Source organism: Hyphomonas chukchiensis (genome assembly GCF_000682695.1).
Lineage (GTDB): Bacteria > Pseudomonadota > Alphaproteobacteria > Caulobacterales > Hyphomonadaceae > Hyphomonas > Hyphomonas chukchiensis.
In genome coordinates, this window is sequence record NZ_AWFG01000063.1 from 206,879 (window position 1) to 224,056 (window position 17,178).

The 17,178-nt window shown below is 58.9% G+C and carries 16 protein-coding genes, 1 tRNA gene and 1 pseudogene; 7 read left to right on the top strand and 11 right to left on the bottom strand.

Going from position 1 to position 17,178, the window contains the following annotated elements; translation table 11 throughout:
* The first annotated feature begins 91 nt into the window (after positions 1 to 91).
* Entirely contained in the window at positions 92 to 775 is a 684-nt protein-coding gene (locus HY30_RS16400; protein ID WP_081812322.1) for an EAL domain-containing protein, read from the top strand.
* Here HY30_RS16400 and spbR read toward each other — a convergent pair.
* Positions 772 to 1,932, bottom strand: coding sequence for a SpbR family protein (spbR, locus tag HY30_RS16405; protein WP_034743209.1), 1,161 nt, complete (start codon positions 1,930 to 1,932; stop codon positions 772 to 774). The genes HY30_RS16400 and spbR overlap by 4 nt on opposite strands.
* Positions 1,933 to 2,086: 154 nt before the next feature.
* Complete coding sequence (tig, locus tag HY30_RS16410) at positions 2,087 to 3,424, bottom strand: trigger factor (protein ID WP_034743211.1); 1,338 nt, start codon at positions 3,422 to 3,424, stop codon at positions 2,087 to 2,089.
* A gap of 334 nt (positions 3,425 to 3,758) precedes the next feature.
* Between tig and HY30_RS16415 the strand changes: the two genes are divergently transcribed.
* The gene (locus HY30_RS16415) at positions 3,759 to 4,499 is read left to right on the top strand and encodes a DJ-1/PfpI family protein (RefSeq protein WP_051615594.1); all 741 of its coding nucleotides are present in this window, start codon (positions 3,759 to 3,761) and stop codon (positions 4,497 to 4,499) included.
* Positions 4,500 to 4,574: 75 nt separating this feature from the next.
* Here the strand turns inward: HY30_RS16415 and HY30_RS16420 are convergent.
* The 4 genes from HY30_RS16420 to HY30_RS16435 all read right to left on the bottom strand — a co-directional run bounded on the left by HY30_RS16420 (position 4,575) and on the right by HY30_RS16435 (position 7,502).
* Positions 4,575 to 4,659: transfer RNA gene (locus HY30_RS16420), tRNA-Leu, on the bottom strand.
* 63 nt (positions 4,660 to 4,722) lie between these two features.
* The gene (locus HY30_RS16425) at positions 4,723 to 6,165 is read right to left on the bottom strand and encodes a bifunctional ADP-dependent NAD(P)H-hydrate dehydratase/NAD(P)H-hydrate epimerase (protein WP_034743214.1); all 1,443 of its coding nucleotides are present in this window, start codon (positions 6,163 to 6,165) and stop codon (positions 4,723 to 4,725) included.
* A 9-nt stretch (positions 6,166 to 6,174) separates the two neighbouring features.
* Complete coding sequence (locus HY30_RS16430) at positions 6,175 to 6,714, bottom strand: histidine phosphatase family protein (protein WP_034743218.1); 540 nt, start codon at positions 6,712 to 6,714, stop codon at positions 6,175 to 6,177.
* On the bottom strand, positions 6,711 to 7,502 hold the full coding sequence (locus tag HY30_RS16435) for a Coq4 family protein (RefSeq protein ID WP_034743221.1): 792 nt from the start codon (positions 7,500 to 7,502) through the stop codon (positions 6,711 to 6,713). The genes HY30_RS16430 and HY30_RS16435 overlap by 4 nt, the downstream gene beginning before the upstream one ends.
* Before the next feature lie 247 nt (positions 7,503 to 7,749).
* On the opposite strand from HY30_RS16435, the gene HY30_RS16440 reads away from it, so the two are divergent.
* The gene (locus HY30_RS16440) at positions 7,750 to 8,088 is read left to right on the top strand and encodes a P-II family nitrogen regulator (RefSeq protein ID WP_034743224.1); all 339 of its coding nucleotides are present in this window, start codon (positions 7,750 to 7,752) and stop codon (positions 8,086 to 8,088) included.
* 56 nt (positions 8,089 to 8,144) lie between these two features.
* Positions 8,145 to 9,548, top strand: coding sequence for a type I glutamate--ammonia ligase (gene glnA / locus HY30_RS16445; protein ID WP_034743227.1), 1,404 nt, complete (start codon positions 8,145 to 8,147; stop codon positions 9,546 to 9,548).
* A 109-nt stretch (positions 9,549 to 9,657) separates the two neighbouring features.
* Here the strand turns inward: glnA and HY30_RS16450 are convergent, their stop codons facing one another.
* The 5 genes from HY30_RS16450 to HY30_RS16470 form a co-directional block, all read right to left on the bottom strand.
* Positions 9,658 to 10,713, bottom strand: a complete 1,056-nt coding sequence (locus HY30_RS16450; RefSeq protein WP_034743231.1) for a hypothetical protein — start codon at positions 10,711 to 10,713, stop codon at positions 9,658 to 9,660.
* A gap of 262 nt (positions 10,714 to 10,975) precedes the next feature.
* Positions 10,976 to 12,238, bottom strand: a complete 1,263-nt coding sequence (gene clpX / locus HY30_RS16455) for an ATP-dependent Clp protease ATP-binding subunit ClpX (RefSeq protein ID WP_034743233.1) — start codon at positions 12,236 to 12,238, stop codon at positions 10,976 to 10,978.
* 128 nt (positions 12,239 to 12,366) lie between these two features.
* Positions 12,367 to 12,990 carry an ATP-dependent Clp protease proteolytic subunit gene (locus HY30_RS16460; protein WP_034743237.1) on the bottom strand — a complete coding sequence of 208 codons (624 nt, stop codon included), beginning with the start codon at positions 12,988 to 12,990 and terminating at the stop codon, positions 12,367 to 12,369.
* A gap of 118 nt (positions 12,991 to 13,108) precedes the next feature.
* Positions 13,109 to 14,020, bottom strand: coding sequence for an alpha/beta fold hydrolase (locus HY30_RS16465; protein WP_241765763.1), 912 nt, complete (start codon positions 14,018 to 14,020; stop codon positions 13,109 to 13,111).
* A gap of 65 nt (positions 14,021 to 14,085) precedes the next feature.
* Positions 14,086 to 14,679, bottom strand: coding sequence for a uracil-DNA glycosylase family protein (locus tag HY30_RS16470; RefSeq protein WP_034743364.1), 594 nt, complete (start codon positions 14,677 to 14,679; stop codon positions 14,086 to 14,088).
* Between the two features lie 47 nt (positions 14,680 to 14,726).
* Between HY30_RS16470 and HY30_RS16475 the strand changes: the two genes are divergently transcribed.
* The 3 genes and pseudogenes from HY30_RS16475 to HY30_RS16485 form a co-directional block, all read left to right on the top strand.
* The gene (locus tag HY30_RS16475; RefSeq protein ID WP_034743241.1) at positions 14,727 to 15,623 is read left to right on the top strand and encodes a pirin family protein; all 897 of its coding nucleotides are present in this window, start codon (positions 14,727 to 14,729) and stop codon (positions 15,621 to 15,623) included.
* Positions 15,624 to 15,718: 95 nt separating this feature from the next.
* Entirely contained in the window at positions 15,719 to 16,123 is a 405-nt protein-coding gene (locus HY30_RS16480) for a hypothetical protein (RefSeq protein ID WP_034743244.1), read from the top strand.
* A 155-nt stretch (positions 16,124 to 16,278) separates the two neighbouring features.
* A pseudogene (locus tag HY30_RS16485) lies at positions 16,279 to 17,178 on the top strand (peptidase M28); the annotation flags it as partial.

Consider the following 17,178-nt stretch of genomic DNA (forward strand, 5'->3'; position numbering starts at 1 on the left):
ATTTCCGGAAAATGCGGACGATTATCTGCGCGTGATGTTCAACTCTGGCCCTTAGGGAAGGCAAGAGACAAGAACAGGAAAGGAAACCGGCATGCGCGCCATTCAATCCCCGCTGGACCGTCAGAGCCGCCTTTCCCCTCCCCCAACACTCCGGTTTCACTCGGTCGTCCACCTGCTGAGCGGCGACCCGCTAGGGCAGGTTTGTGAATCCCCGATGGCGTTCGAAGAGCGCGTGGCTTTTGGCCCGCGCACCATGCCGAACGAAGTCGCGAATCCGGCAAAGTGGCTGTCGGAACAGCTGATTCGTATCGCGACGGCCACTCATGGCCAGCCCGAGGCGCTGCGCCCGATCCTCGTGCCCGCCCCCCTCGCCTCGCTCTCCCACGCGAACACGGCCGTCGCATGCGACGCAGCCATCCGGCGGACATCGCTCTGCCCACAGGAAATATGTCTTGAGTTTGCCGATGCGGCGTTTGCCGGCGGTGTCGCTGATTATGTCGGCCGCGTCAGCCTGCTCCGTCGTCACGGTTTCCGGGTCGCCATCGACATGCGCAAATCATGGCAAACGCCGCTCAACGATTCGCTGAGGCTGCTCATAGATACAATCCGTGTCGACGCCCGCACGCTGGACGCCAATCCTGACCTTCTGGACATCGTTGAGGTGGCGGATGCGTCCGGTGTGCTCATTGTTGCCGAGAATGCCCATTGGCGTGACGGTGATTATTTCGCCAGCCTCGGCATACACGCTGCGACCCACCCGAAAGCCGACGCCTAGGCCGCGTCGAATTCGCTCTCTTCTTTATCGCTATCGGCCATGGCCGAATAATAGTCGAGCTTGTCGAGGAGGTATTCCAGATCGTCTTTCGGGATGGCCTGGAACTGGGTCAGAACCCGTTCGATCATGCGCGCCCTGAAGCGTGCCCTATCGTTCGGGCCACCATCATGGGATGTCTCATGGAACACGTTCACGGCAGCCCGGAACGCCGGCAGCATCTTGCGCGGCAGACCCGCCCGGTCGAACACAGCCTGCAGTCCCAAAGGCCCGGCATCATGAATCATCAGCCAGACGCGCTGGTGGCCGACACCTGAGAGCTCTGCCAGCGCATGCTCAACGAACGGCATCTGGCCGCAGCAGAGCGCCCGCATGATCAGGGAATGCCCCAGGCGGCCATTCAGGTTCAGCTGAGAAACGAAGCGCGCAAGGTCTTGCGTGCGGCCCGCCTGCTCGACCAGATCGATCGTGGCGCGCTCACGCGCGCTGCCAGCTAGGTCGATTGCCATCTGGGCCGGCAGTTCATGCTTGTTGACCAGCATGTCGAACATCTGACCCGACACCAGCGAGACCATTTTCTCGGCGATATGGGTCGGGATGAAATCGCGCTTTATGAGACCGGCCTGAACCACTTCGTCCTGCCCGAAGCGGCGGAGCGTGTCGTCATAGGCCTTGTCACTGTATTCGGCGCCTTCATTGCGCGACATGACCCGAACGGCTTCGACCGCGCCATGCTCGGAAATCACTTCCGTCAGCGTGATGGACAATGAATCGCGATTGGCGATTGCTGCCTGCTTGGCGGCCGTGACAGCCAGAACCAGTTCGATCAGGTCCTCATCCGTAAAGACGGGCGAATCCTGCAGGACAGGAATGGCGACGGCCTCGATATCGCGCGCGAGCTTCAGCGCGATTTCGCGCGGGAGAATGGGTGAATTACGCAATGTGACGGCGAGTGTGCGGCGCACCAGATCGGCGGCATCATCCGCCAGGATCGCCATGATTTCTTCGGCAAAGGCCTTTTCACGATCGCTCAGCACATCAAGCGCAATCCGGCGGCATACTCTATGCGCAACCGAGGCGCGCTGCTCGGGCGTTTCGCCCCGCATCAGGCGCTCGATATCCTGCTCGGTCAGTTGCGGTCGGATGCTCTGAACGCTCATGGGCCCCTATTCCTTCAGAATCGATGTCTTTGAACTTCGCTGAAGGCGGTTAACACGACGTTTACTATCGTGTCAGGGGCGGCACTGAACGCAAAACGCCGGACTTCTGAAATGAAGCCCGGCGCCTTTGATTTCTGCAGGAATTTTAGGGAGGCTAGTCCTCGTCTTCCTTGAAGAGATCTTCGCGGGAAACGGTTTCGTCATTCACCGTGGCCGTGGCCAGGATGTGGTCGACAACCTTGTCCTCATAGATCGGCGCGCGCAGCTGGGCCATTGCGTTCGGGTTCTTCTGGAAGAACTCGACCACCTGACGCTCCTGGCCAGGGTATTGGCGGGCTTCGGTGATCAGGGCCTGCTGAACCTCCTGCTCGGTGATGCGGACATCGGCCAGACGGCCGATCTCGGCAAGCACGAGGCCGAGGCGCACGCGGCGCTCGGAAATCTTGCGGTACTCGTCCTTGAGCTCATCTTCCGACTTGGCCTTGTCCTCGTCGGACACGCGACCGGCGTCCATTTCGGTCTGCAGCTGCTGCCAGATCTGGTTGAACTCCTGCTCGACCATGTTTGGCGGCAGGTCGAAATCATGGGCTTCGTCGAGCTTGTCGAGCAGGTCACGCTTCGCCTTGGCGCGCGAGGCGCCATCATGCTCGGCCTTGATCTGGTCCTTCACGAGGCCCTTGAGCTGGGCAAGGTCTTCGAGACCGAGGCCCTTGGCGAAGTCGTCGTCGAGTTCTGGCGTCTTCGGCGCACGCACTTCATGCACGGTCACTTCGAAGACAGCGGCTTTGCCGGCCAGGTCAGCTGAAGGATAGTCTTCCGGGAAAGTGACGTTCAGTTCTTTTTCTTCGCCCGTCTTCACGCCGAGCAGCTGTTCTTCGAAGCCCGGGATGAAGCGGTTGGCGCCCAGAACGACTGATTGCTGCTCTGCTGCGCCGCCTTCAAAGGCAACACCGTCAATTTTGCCGACGAAGTCGATGACGACAGCGTCGCCGTCTTTCGCCTTGGCAGTCTTGGCGCGTGGTTCAAACTGGGTGTTTTGCTCGGCAATACGGCCAAGGGCCTCGTCGATCTGCTCGTCAGACACTTCCGCGACGGGGCGCGTGATCGTCAGGCCGGCAATATCGGCTGGCGTGAACTCAGGCATGACATCGATATGCATGTGGTAGGCAAGATCAGCTTCGCCCTTCACGATGGCTTCCATGTCGCCATCGAGATGCACGTCAGGCTGGCCGGCTGGGCGCAGTTCGTTCTCTTCGAGCGCCTTCTGGTTGGTGTCTTCGACCAGTTTGTTGATCAGTTCGCCCATCAGGTCGCGACCGAACATCTTGCGCACATGGGCCGCAGGCACCTTGCCGGGACGGAAGCCCTTGAGGCGCATGCTTGGACGGATTTCCTCAATCCGCTCATCAAGCTTTGTCTTGAGTTCGCTCGCCGGAACCTTCACTTCGAATGTGCGGCTAAGACCTTCTGCCTTGGTCTGGGTAACTTGCATGGGTTTATTCATCCGTTTTTATTGGCGTCGCGAGGCAAAAAGCACGCTGAAAGCTGTGAGAAACCTGTCTGAAGGCGCGGCTTATGTCATACGCGAAAGCCCCTGTCCACGCAGACTCTGCTGGATCGCCTGCATGGGCTGGGCAACGGGGCGGATGATATGTCACTCGCCCATTATCTATGTGAACCAATTTCGAAAATGACGGGCCTGTGCAGTTGCCGCTGATTATGCCGCAATTACGGTCAACTCCTTCTGCTGGCGCTTTCGCTGGCCCCTGGCCCTTTGGTTTTGAGCGCCATGGACGCAGGGTCTTTTTGGCAAGTGGAGATCCCCAATGAGACACGTCACCCTATTCGCTGCGGTTCAGGTCGCTACGACACTTCTTTTCGCTGGCGCGCCGCAGGCGTTCGCGCAGACCACGGAGACCGCGACCACCAATGTATCGACGCCCGCAAAGGCACCGAAGACCAAGAAACTCGCGATCGTGCTGTTCCCCCGCTACGAGACCCTTGATGTTTTCGGGCCCGTGGAGATGTGGAGCCGTCTGGACGACTATGAAGTCGTTACGGTCTCCGAACATGGCGGGTCTGTTACATCGGCTCAGGGCATTCAAACTGTTACCAATTATTCCTTTGAGGACGCGCCACAGTTCGAGATTATCATGATACCTGGCGGCATGGGCACCCGCACCGAGGTCAATAACCCGGCCATGCTGGATTTCCTGCGCAGCCAGGATAAAGGCACCGAGTTCACTACATCGGTATGCACGGGATCCGCCGTTCTGGCCAAGGCCGGACTGCTGGACGGCCACAAGGCGACCTCGAACAAGATGGCATGGAAATTCGCCACTAGCCAGGATGAGGATGTGCTCTGGCAGGGCCACGCGCGCTGGGTGGAGGACGGCAAGTATATGACCTCGTCCGGCATCTCGGCCGGCACGGACATGGCGCTCGGGCTAGTTGCCAAGATTGATGGTCGCGAGAAGGCCGACCATGTCGCCAAGACGGCAGAGTATATCTGGAATGACGATCCTTCGAACGATCCCTTCGCCGTGGAAGATACCAATACGAATTGAGCCCCATTCCAAGCACTCAAGCCGGCGCCTTCCCGACGACAGGAAGGACCGATGTTTGGCTCAGTGAGTCGGGAGTGGTGCGGATAAGAGGACTCGAACCTCCACGCCTTGCGGCGCTGGAACCTAAATCCAGTGCGTCTACCAATTCCGCCATATCCGCGCAGCGCGCTTCCTACGCGAGGCAGGCCGCTCTATCAACCGTAAAGACCACGCAGATGTATTTTCAAGCGATCTCGCCATGAAGGGCGCTTAGGATGTCCGGCACATGACGCTCCAGGTCTTCTGAAATCAGGCCGGCTCCAACGCGCCTGCCGGCCTCCCCGTGTACCCAGGCCCCCATCGCAGCCGCTTCCAGCGTCGGCATGCCCTGCGCCATGAAGCCGGCAATGAGCCCGGCCAGCACATCGCCCGCACCCGCTGTCGCGAGCCAAGGCGTCGCGTGCGTGTTCACGATGGCGCGTCCGTCTGGCGCGGCAATGACCGTGTCCGCCCCCTTCAGCAACACGACACAGCCGGCAGTTTGGGCCGCCTTGCGGGCCACCTCAATCTTGTTGACAGCCGTGTCAGCCAGGTCGCCGAACAGCCGTTTGAACTCGCCCATGTGAGGGGTCATGATGTCGTGCGGGCGCAGGCGCTTGAAGAGCGAGGCCGGGGCGCTGTCAAAAACGGTGAGCGCATCCGCATCCAGCAGTATGCGCGCATTCGATTTGAGGAGCGCCTCGACATTGGCACGTGTGGCTGGCGTGATCCCCGCTGCAGGCCCGATCACCATGACCTGCGCCTGCTTCGCGGCCGTCTCAAGATCGCCTGCCCCGTCAAAGACCTGAAGCATGACCGCTGTGAGATGGCTGGCATTCACGGTCATTGCCCCAGGCGGAGACATGACTGTCACCAGCCCAGCGCCCGCACGAAGGCCCGCCGTGGCGGAGAGCCGCGCAGCCCCCGTCGCAGAGGCGGGACCGCTGACCACTTTGAGGTGGCCACGCTGGTGCTTGTAACCGTCTTCTCCTGGACGCGGCATGACGCCTGCCCAAAGCATGGGGCTGTTCTCGAAGGCCTGGCTCTGAACGGGAATGCCAATGTCAGCGGCTGCCACGAGGCCACAATAAGACGCTCCCGGCTGAAGCAGATGGGCCGGGCGCAAGCCGGCAAAGGTGATCGTGCCTTCGGCCCGGAAGCAGGGACCAAGCGGCTTGGCGGTCAGGCCATCAATGCCCGAAGGCACGTCAACAGAGACAACCCTGCCCCCGCGCTCCGCAAGCGCTGCCGCAATGCCTTCAAGCGGCCGCGAAAGGCCGCCTCCAAACAGGGCGTCCAGAACAATGGCGTGCGGGGCCTCCAGCGCCTGCTCCAATGGCTGCACCTCCCCTTCCCAGAGCGCCGCCGCTTTAGCCGCATCGCCCGTCAGCGCGCTCTTTTCCACGAGGCAGAATACTTCGACATCGCGCCACAGCTTTGCGAGACGCGCAGCGGCAATGAATCCGTCCCCGCCATTGCCGCCGGGGCCACAGAGAACCTGCACCTTGCCCTCTGGCCAGCGCGCATGAAGGAATTCCGCAACGGCCGTCCCGGCCCGCGTCATTACATCAAAGCTGTTGGTGCCTGCCTTGAAGACCGCCTGTTCGGCGGCCACCATTTCCTGCGGAGTAATAATCGGTCTGCCCATGGGGCGACCTCATAACACGCGTGTTGCGGATTCGCTTCCATATTCAGCAACAGACAGCAGGCCATTTTTGCGCTCGAACCGCGTTACCGAACAGTGCGCGGGACGAAAGACGACAACGCGTGGATCCCTGTCGATCAAGCCGACCAAAGCGTTGATCGCCACGAAATGGGAAAAGACGACTGTCTCGTCCGGGAGGCCTGACACGAAGTCCAGCATGGCCGTGCGCCACGCGGTAAAATCGTGTGATCCGCCGTCCCAATCACCGGACATCAGTGTGCGCAGCCACGTGACACGATCATCGACATCCTCGGGTGTATCTATCTCGGACACTTCCGGCGCGACCTGCGCAACGAGGCCCATGCGACGCTCGAATGGCAAGGCTGTTTCGCGACATCGCAACATGGGGCTGCAAACCGCCGCGCTGGCACCTGCTTGAATAAGAATGTCAGCGACCGCCTCGGCCTGTTTCTGCCCCAGCTCGCTCAGGCCGGGATCGGGATGATCGCCCCAGCTGGCCGCAGCCTCTCCATGACGCACAAGATAGATCACGCAGCGGCCTGAAATTCGTTTGGTGCCAGACCGATCTGATCAATCACCAGTCCGCGATTCGCGCACACATCCAGGGCGTGCAGGTAGGCGTCCGGCCTCGCAATATTGAGGCGCTTGCGCGCGGCGTTGAGGGGTTCGTGCATCAGGGCGCGAATGTCCTCGCGGATGATCTTGGAGGCGGCAGCACCGTTGCGCTTGCCTTCCCGGAAGCAATCCATGACCCGCGCTTCCTTCGGTACGGATTTCATGATCTGGCGCGTTCCGACAAACGAAATGAAGATCACACCCAGTCCGGGCGTCTGGCTATAGGTGAAGGCCAGCAGGCTCGCCTCCCCCAGCGCATCCCGCCCATAACCTGACAGCACATGGAATAAGTCGTGTGTGTCGCGAAGGCGATTACCGTACCAGAGCATGTCATCGTTGTAGTCGCGGACAGCGCCGCGGAATTTTTCGCTCTCCTCGACCAGGCCTTGGGCCGTGAGACCTTCACGTTCCATGAAGTCGATATAGGCGCGCCCTACCGTTCCCTCCGGCAATTCACGAATCCAGTCGTGGTCGTCGAGGAGCGGCGGAAGATATTCCCGCTTTTCGAGGAGGGCCTGGCCTTCAGGACTTTCGACAAATGCATAGAAGTTCTTTTCGAACGAGCGCCCGTTCAACGCCTCGATGATGTGAAATACCTGTTCGGTATCCTCTTTGTCGGCAATCAGCCGCTGCATGTGTTTCCAGGCTTTCAAAGGACGAAACTTCGCAGGTCGACGATCAGGATGGACAAAAATCTGGGTCATGAATTCATGCGCTCACTCAACGTTGGCCTGCAAACTAGCACAGTGGCCTGAATATTAAAAGTGACGCCAGCGTCACTTTTTTGCGTTGGCGCTAGGCCCGCCAGTGACCAATTTGCAGGCAGCGATGTCCACTTTTCGACCACCAGCTTTGATCCCCCCGCCCTTTCCGTATCTTGTACTCGCCTAGCAGCGCGAGTGAGCCTACCCAAAAATGAATACCAATTCAGCGGCTGGGAGAACATGGGCCATGAAAAAAATCGAAGCAATCATCAAGCCGTTCAAATTGGACGACGTGAAAGAAGCGCTACAGGAAATCGGTCTGCAGGGGATGACCGTGATCGAGGCCAAGGGATTTGGCCGCCAGCGTGGCCACACCGAGCTTTACCGCGGCGCAGAGTATGTCGTGGACTTCCTGCCCAAGTTGAAAATCGAAATCGTTCTTGCAGATAGCGCCGTTGAAGGCGCCGTGGAAGCAATCAAGAAGGCCGCCCACACAGACAAGATTGGTGATGGCAAAATCTTCGTTTCCGCCGTACTGGAAGCCGTTCGCATCCGGACCGGCGAAACGGGCGACGCCGCGCTCTAATCCTGCCATAACCGATCGAAGACACATTCAGACCACTAACCTGGAGGGCAAATCCAATGGCTGACAAACTAATCAAAATGATGAAGGACGAAGACGTTCAGTACGTCGACCTTCGCTTCACCGACCCGCGCGGCAAGATGCAGCACGTGACGTTTCACAAGAACATGGTCGAGGATGATTTCTTCTCCGAGGGCCAGATGTTTGACGGCTCGTCCGTTGCTGGCTGGAAGGCGATCAACGAGTCTGACATGCTTCTCATGCCTGATCAGGACAGCGCCATAATCGACCCATTCTTCCAGCAAACGACGCTGGCAGTCATGTGTGATGTGCTCGACCCGATCTCTGGCCAGCCCTACAACCGCGACCCGCGCACGACGGCCAAAAAGGCGGAAGCCTATGTCAAAGCCGCCGGCGTCGGCGACACCGTGTTTTTCGGTCCTGAAGCCGAATTCTTCGTGTTCGACGACGTGCGTTGGTCGATCGAGCCTCACAACACGGGCTACAGCTTCGATTCGACGGAACTGCCGATCAATACCGGCAAGGAATACCCAATGGGCAACATGGGCCACCGCCCTGGCCCCAAAGGCGGCTACTTCCCTGTTCCGCCAATCGATTCCGAACAGGACATGCGCGGCGAGATGCTTTCCGTCATGTTCGACATCGGTCTTGACCCGGAAAAGCACCACCACGAAGTGGCGCCAGCCCAACACGAACTGGGTCTGAAATTCTCGACCCTGACCGTGATGGCTGACCGCCTCCAGCTCTACAAGTACGTCATCCACAATGTGGCGGCGTCCTATGGCAAGACGGCGACCTTCATGCCGAAGCCAATGTTCAAGGACAACGGTTCCGGCATGCACGTCCACCAGTCGATCTGGGGCGGCGGCAAGCCACTCTTCGCTGGCGACGGCTATGCAGGCCTGTCCGAAATGTGCCTCTACTATATCGGCGGCATCATCAAGCACGCCAAGGCCCTCAACGCGATCACCAACCCGTCAACAAACAGCTACAAGCGCCTTGTCCCGGGCTATGAAGCACCTGTCATGCTGGCCTATTCGGCCCGTAACCGTTCGGCGTCGATCCGTATTCCGTTCGGCTCCAACCCGAAAGCGAAGCGTATCGAAACGCGTTTCCCGGATCCTGCGGCCAACCCGTATCTCGCCTTCGCAGCCCTGCTCATGGCTGGCCTCGACGGCATCGAGAACAAGATCCACCCAGGCGATGCCATGGACAAGGACCTCTACGATCTGCCACCAGCAGAAGCCAATGCGATCCCTCAGGTCTGCGGCTCACTGCGCGAAGCCCTTGCGGCGCTTGATGCAGACCGCAAGTTCCTGACCAAGGGTGGCGTGTTCGACGACGATCAGATCGATGCCTATATCGAACTGAAGATGGAAGAGAACATGCGCTACGAACTTCACCCACACCCGGTTGAATTCGAGATGTACTACAAAGTTTAAGAGCTTGATCCCTCTTAACGACCCGGGCCGGCATCTTAGGATGCCGGCCTTTCTTTTATGCCGCGACGATAGACGAGTGACAGCAGAGGGATTTCCCTGAGATCAGGAACTACAGCTCTGTTGACCCATGTTCCTCTGAAGGCAGGCTTTGAACGGGATCTCCATGGAGACTTTGTGAGGGCGCTTTCGCCTCGGCCTCCCCCCCTCTGGCCCTTAGCTGCTTCCGGGCGCGCTCCCAGTCAGGCAGCGTTGCCTGCTTGGCATTGAACAATTCCGAACTTGCGGAAGCGACCAAACCCGGGTCGGTATCGGCAACATCAGCGGCGACTAAGACTTTATGATAGGCCTTTGCCACCCTGCTTTCCTTTTCGTAGGAGGCAAGCTGATCATTAGTCATTTTCAATTGCATTTCTCGATCATACCGACGTTTTCCATCGGGAGACTCAAGGAAAGCCTTAAATTCTTGCGCGCTTTTCATTCCAGCTTCGATCTCCATCTCCATATCGGAAACTGCGTCGGCGACAGCGCTCATAGCGTCAGCACTATCGGCGCGGTCAAAGAGGAGTAAGGAATAATAGAGGCGCATTACTGCAAAATAGCAGACGTCATCGGCTTTCTGTATTTCGATGGACGATCGATTCAGTTCATCATCCTTCTCATAGTCCAATAGAGAAATATCGTAATAGGGTTTGGCGAGAGATTCGACCTCGTCCAGTGCGAGCAAGTATTGACGCGTGCCAGCCTCGTAGCCAAGCACACTTCCATCCACAAAGGTCTCATAAAGGTCTATGACCTGCATGCTTGCGTTACGCATAGCTTGTGCCCGTTCAGGCAGGTTGGACAAAAAATGAACCAGCTGCCTGGAGGTCTTCTCAGGCTGAGCGGGCACGGGCCGCATCATATCGATCTGCCACTTCAGATTGTGGTCGATCATATCCACTTCTTCACGAGCGATAGTCAGATAATATCGAGCATCATTTTCGTCGATTTCGCCATTCAGGTAACGGGTGGCAGCAAGGGAAGCCCTATCGAGGGGCTCCATGTATCCCAAGTAGCCCTTCAATACGATTTGAGAATCTCGAAGCCACGATCTTCCTTCGCCATGAGACGCAACCTGAGCGCCAGCCTCAGCGACAAAAAATACACCGATAATGGCTATCAACATGGCGCGCGCCGCGCCGTATGCGTACCTCATCCCCAACCTACCCGAAACTGATCAGAACGAGACGCATTGGTAATGCAAGCGCGAAATCAGCTCAACCGTACAAACATCACTCGTGCTTGCAAAAGCCGACGGGGCGCCTCTGCCAAATTTGTTATCGATCTCAGGATGCCGGCCTTTCTTTATGTCCTGACGGAAAATTCGGTGAAATAGAAAAGCCCGGACCATCGGTCCGGGCTTTGATAAATTCGTATTCGATCAATGGTCAGCCGGCTTCAGGCTGGCTCTTCTTGGAGTGGACATAAAGCGGCTCGGCATTGCCTTCGACCACTTCACCATTGATGACGACCTCTTCAACACCGCGAAGGTTCGGCAGCTCGAACATCGTATCCAGCAGGATCGATTCCATGATCGAGCGCAGGCCGCGTGCACCTGTTTTCCGGCCGATGGCGCGACGCGCAACGCTCGTCAGGGCTTCCGGCGTGAAGGTCAGCGCCACGTTCTCCATGTCGAACAATTTCTGATACTGCTTGAGCAGAGCATTCTTCGGCTGGGTCAGGATCTCGATCAGGGCTTTCTCATCAAGGTCTTCCAGGGTCGCAATGACAGGAAGGCGCCCGATGAATTCCGGGATAAGACCGAAGCGCTGGAGATCTTCCGGCTCGGTGCTGCGGAGGATTTCGCCCACGCCGCGTGCTTCTGGATCCTTCAGCGACGCGCCAAAGCCGATCGAGGCATTGTCGCCGCGCGACGAGATGATCTTGTCGAGGCCCGCAAACGCGCCACCAACGATGAACAGGATGTTCGTTGTGTCGACCTGCAGGAACTCCTGCTGCGGATGCTTGCGCCCGCCCTGTGGCGGCACAGCAGCAACCGTGCCTTCCATGATCTTCAGAAGCGCCTGCTGCACTCCCTCACCCGACACATCGCGTGTGATGGACGGATTATCGGACTTGCGCGAAATCTTGTCGATTTCATCGATGTAAACGATGCCGCGCTGGGCGCGTTCGACATTGTAGTCGGCCGACTGAAGCAGCTTCAGCACGATATTCTCGACATCCTCGCCGACATAGCCGGCTTCTGTCAGCGTGGTGGCATCAGCCATGGTGAATGGCACATCCAGGATCCGCGCCAGCGTCTGAGCCAGCAGCGTCTTGCCGCAACCGGTCGGGCCGACGAGCAGGATGTTGGATTTCGACAGCTCTACGCCGTCTGCCTTGCCTGCGTGCGAGAGACGCTTGTAGTGATTGTGCACGGCCACCGACAGGATGCGCTTGGCGTGGCGCTGCCCGATGACATAATCATCCAGCACGTCGCAGATTTCCTGTGGCGTTGGCACACCCTCACGGGAGCGCACCATCGCCGTCTTGTTTTCCTCGCGGATGATGTCCATGCACAGTTCGACGCACTCGTCGCAGATGAACACCGTGGGGCCGGCAATAAGTTTCTTAACTTCATGCTGGCTCTTTCCACAGAAAGAACAGTAGAGCGTATTCTTTGAATCGCCTGAGCCGTTTTGCTTGGTCATGCCGTCCTCAATGCCGGGTAAGGTTTAACGGGGCCTTTAAGCGCCCTCACCCGGTTTCTTAATATGACAATAAGGGTCATGGCCCTCCCTGCAAGAGGCGGGCCGTAATTGATGGGGGGCGTCGCCGCCTATTTTTCATCCTCGCGGTCGCGAGGCTCAAACACCTTGTCCACGATACCGAATTCGACGGCCTCTTCGGCCGTAAGGAACGTGTCCCGGTCCAGCTTGCGCTCGATCACGTCATAATCCTGGCCGGTATGCTTCACATAGATATTGTTGAGCCGCTTCTTGAGATCGATAATATCCTGCGCGTGGCGCTCGATATCTGTAGCAACGCCTGAGTATCCGCCCGATGGCTGGTGGAGCATGACACGTGCGTTTGGCAGGCATGTGCGCATGCCGTGCTCGCCGGCCGCAAGCAGCAGCGAACCCATGCTGGCCGCCTGGCCGAAGCAAACGGTCGAAATCGGGCAGCGGATATATTGCATCGTGTCGTAGATCGCGAGGCCCGACGTAACGTAGCCGCCCGGGCTGTTAATATACATCGCGACGTCTTTTTTAGGGTTTTCCGACTCAAGAAACAGCAGCTGCGAGGTAATCAGCGCCGCCATTCCATCGTCGATGCCGCCCGTCACGAAGATGATTCGCTCCTTCAGCAGGCGCGAGAAGATATCAAATGCCCGCTCCCCGCGGCTTGTCTGCTCCACTACCATGGGAACAAGGTTGAGGGCAGTCTGGTAAGAACTCGTCATGAAATATCGCCTCGGGGCTGGCTATCTGGAATCTCTATTCTGCCAGAACTGGCAGAACACCTTATATTTGTCCACGCGTGACTGACCGCAAGGGGCTTTGGGCTGTGGAATGCCCGCTTCAGCGCCATGGCCAATCCGGCGACCCGCTGGGCCGGGGTGCAGCCGGATCCTGCATGAAGGCAAGGTAATCGGCATGGACCGTTTCGGCCTGCAGGTCACGCATCAGCATATGGTATCCTTTCGGATAATATACAGTGTGAATACTGGTGGGGAGTTTTTTGGCTGTTCGTTTCACACCCGGCGGCGTGATCACCAGGTCATTGGCGCCATAGGATATCAAGGTCGGCACCTTGTCGGTCAAGTTCGCCACCCGCTGGTGGGCCGTCTCCATGAGGCTGACGACGCCATAGACCTGATCTATCCGGTTCTCGGGCATCATCAGCGGATCAGCCCATGTTCGACGCAACATCTCGATATTGTCCGAGGGCTCGATCTTCACGAGACCACGTGGTGGTCGCACGATCCAGCCGGGCCGCATGTGGGTCGAGGACCATAGGCTTGCCTTGTAGAGCGGGTTGATGGCACCCCAGCCGCGCAGTCCGGGGCCTGAGGCGATAAGACGGTCGGCCGCCGGTGGCCGGTCCGATCCAAACGCGCTGAGAGCAACTGAACCGCCCATGGAGATGCCGACGACGGTGATGACGGCCTTGGGGTGTCTGGCTCGCGCCACATCGACCGCCGTGCGCAAGTCCTCGCGCATCAGCTCTTCTTCCGGCCAGATGCCCCGGCCTGGTGAACGGCCGAAGCCGCGCTGGTCATAGGCATAGGTCATCACGCCATGGGCAGCCCAATAAGGCGCCGCCATGTGGAAGGCATTGGCATAATCGTTCATGCCATGAACGCCGACGACAACATATTCTGGCTCTTCCACATCAAAAGCCGGCCAAACGGTCAGCCCCAGTCGCGCGCCGTCAGCCGCTACAAACACCTGATTTTCTATTTCGAAATGGGGTCCGACCGCTTCCGACATCGACAACTTTCCCTGCGTAACCGGATGGACGCAGCTTGAGACCATCAGGCCCGCAAGCAGCAGTGTCACAATGCCAAGGCCGCCCGCACGGCGTGCCGCAGCTCGGGAAGCACCTCTGCCTCGAACCAGGGATTGCGTTTCAGCCATGCCGTATTTCTCCAACTAGGGTGAGGAGTTGTGAACACTTGATCACTCGTGTAGTCCTGCCACTTGCCGACCGTCTCAGTCAATGTCTTTCCGACACGCGGCCCAAGATGCCATTTCTGGGCAATCGCCCCAACAAGCACTGTCACCCTGATGTCAGGCAGACGCTCTAACAGCCCGGCTCGCCATGTCTCGGCGCACCTCACCATTGGCGGCCTGTCTGCCCCTCTGGAGTCATACCCGGGAAAACAAAAGCCCATCGGAACCACGGCAACGCGCGATGCGTCGTAGAATTCCTCATCCGTCACGCCCATCCACTCGCGTAAACGCTTGCCCGAGGGATCATTGAAGGGAATTCCTGTCACATCGGCCAGGTTTCCGGGCGCCTGTCCCGCAACAAGGATGCGGGCACTTGCGCTGGCTTGCAGCACCGGGTGTGGCGCCCGGCTCATATCACTGGCGCACAATTGGCACGCGCGGATTTGATCTAGATATGGCTGGAGATCGTCACTCATGATGTCATATGTGAAGTCTCTCATTTCGCAGAAAAGGCCCAACGCACATGACGAATGCAATTGTCAGAACAATCGATCCGCGCGCCAAGGATCTGGGCGGCGGCTTCCGCGTCCGCCGGGTGCTGCCCTTCCATGCGCAGAAAATGGTCGGCCCCTTCATCTTCTTCGACCATTTCGGACCCGTCGACTATGCGCCGGGTGAGGGGTTTGATGTTCGCCCCCATCCACATATCGGCCTCTCCACAGTCACCTACCTGTTTGAAGGCGCCATTCGCCATCAGGACAGCCTCGGCACGGATCTTGTCATCCGCCCGGGTGCGGTCAACTGGATGACCGCCGGGCACGGCATCGTCCACTCCGAGCGCACGCCGGCGCCGGAGCGCGCAGCCGGCCAACGCATGCACGGCCTGCAGACATGGGTGGCCCTGCCGCTGCCGGAAGAGGACTGCGCCCCAGCCTTCACGCATCATCCCGCAGACTCCCTGCCATCGTTCCAGAAAAACGGCGCCAGCATCCGTGTGCTCGCCGGTGAAGCCTGGGGCCATGCCTCACCGGTCGCGTTCCCATGGGATATTCTCTATGTCGCGATTGAATCCCCTGACGGTACCGGCATGATCCTGCCGGCAAGCCTTGCTGAGGAACGGGCCCTCTACATTGTCTCTGGAGGCGCCCGCATAGAAGACGAAACAGCCGAGGAAGGCCACATGCTTGTCATCGCGCCCGGCGAAGACGTTGCCGTTGAATTCCTGCCTGGCACCAAGGCCGTCATCTGCGGTGGCGCAACAATGGATGGGCCCCGCAAGATCGAATGGAACTTCGTCGCGTCAGACACGGACAAGATCGAAAAAGCCAAGCAGGACTGGGAACAATCCACAAAACTTCATGGTACCGATCGTTTCCCGCTCGTGCCGGGTGACGAGGTGGAATGGATACCCCTGCCCTGAAATCGCCACATTTGGTTGAGACGCCCGCTACAGGCGAATTTCGGGAACCGGGGTCGCCGAATACAAGACAATAAAGTCAAAGTGAGGGTGAATAAATGAACATCAAACTGATAGCCGGTGCTGCCGCATCCATGGCCATGCTTGCCGCCTGTGCCACGCCAACCACAGCCGAATCATCGGCTGCCGCAAGCCTGGACGCCGCTTCAGCTGAAGTGTCGGCCGACGCAGCAGCAGAGGCTGTCGATGTGTCGGAAGAAGCGGCCCCGGCTGCCGAAGCCGCTCAGGGCGCCGCTGTTGAAGCCGCCGTCGCAGCTGAAACCGCTGACGCGACCAGCGACCCGGAAGTTGCTGCCGCCGCTGCCGACATGGCGGAAGAAGCCGCTGACGATGCCGCTGATGCGGCTGCCGTCGCGACAGCTGTTGCTGCTGAAGACGCTGCGGATGCAGCTGAAGAAGCCGCCGAAGAAGCCGAGGTCGCAGCCGAAGCTGCCAAGGAATAGTCCAGGGTCGAATTGACCTTTGAGAGGCGGGTTCCAGCAATGGAGTCCGCCTTTTTGCTATGCGTACTGCAACAGCCGTGCCTTGAAGCCTGACGCGGCCCATGCCAGACCCTGTCCCAAGCAAGCCGAAATGCCCATTGGAGGGGCACTCAAAGATGAAACATTATGTACTCGCCGCGTCACTGCTGGCGCTCGCTGCATGTGGCAGCCCGAAACCGGAGTCCGCTCCCGCCGAGGCGCCCGTTGCCGAGACGCCGCCCGCCCAGACATTGCTGATGCCATTGCCCACAGACACTACGGCAGCCATCACAGCGGGCGATCTCGCCGAGCGCATCAAGACGCTGGCGGATGACACCTTCGAAGGCCGCGGCCCAGGTACCCCGATCGGTGAAGAAGCCGCCACATGGATTGGCGCTGAAATGGCCCGGATCGGTCTGAAACCGGGCGGCGACGACGGCACGTATTTCCAGAAGGTGGCCATGGTCAACCAGACCATCGAACCAGAACAGTCCTTTCTGACCTTCACGGCGCCGGACGGCACCGAGATGCCGACAGTGCTGAAGCAGGATTCCGTTATCTGGACCAAGCATCAGGACTCCACGACAATTTCGTTCGCACCTTCTGACGTGGTCTTCGTCGGCTACGGCGTCGACGCGCCGGAATATGGCTGGGATGACTATGGAGACCAGGATTACACGGGCAAGACAGTCGTGATCCTCGTCAACGACCCAGGTTTTGCCACTGGCGATCCCGAGCTCTTCAAGGGCAAGTCCATGACCTATTACGGCCGCTGGACCTACAAATATGAAGAAGCCGCCCGTAAAGGCGCGACCGCGGCGATCATTGTTCACGAAACTGAGCCAGCCTCCTATGGCTGGGATGTCGTGAAGAACTCATGGTCCGGCGCCCAGTCGGATCTGGTTCGCGAAGATGGCGGCGCTGACCGTGCAGACTTGGAAGGCTGGGTCACCCGCGCAATGGCCGAGAAGCTTTTTGCGTCTGCCGGCCTGGACTTTGAAGCCATGAAAACAGCCGCGAAGACACGAGGCTTCAAG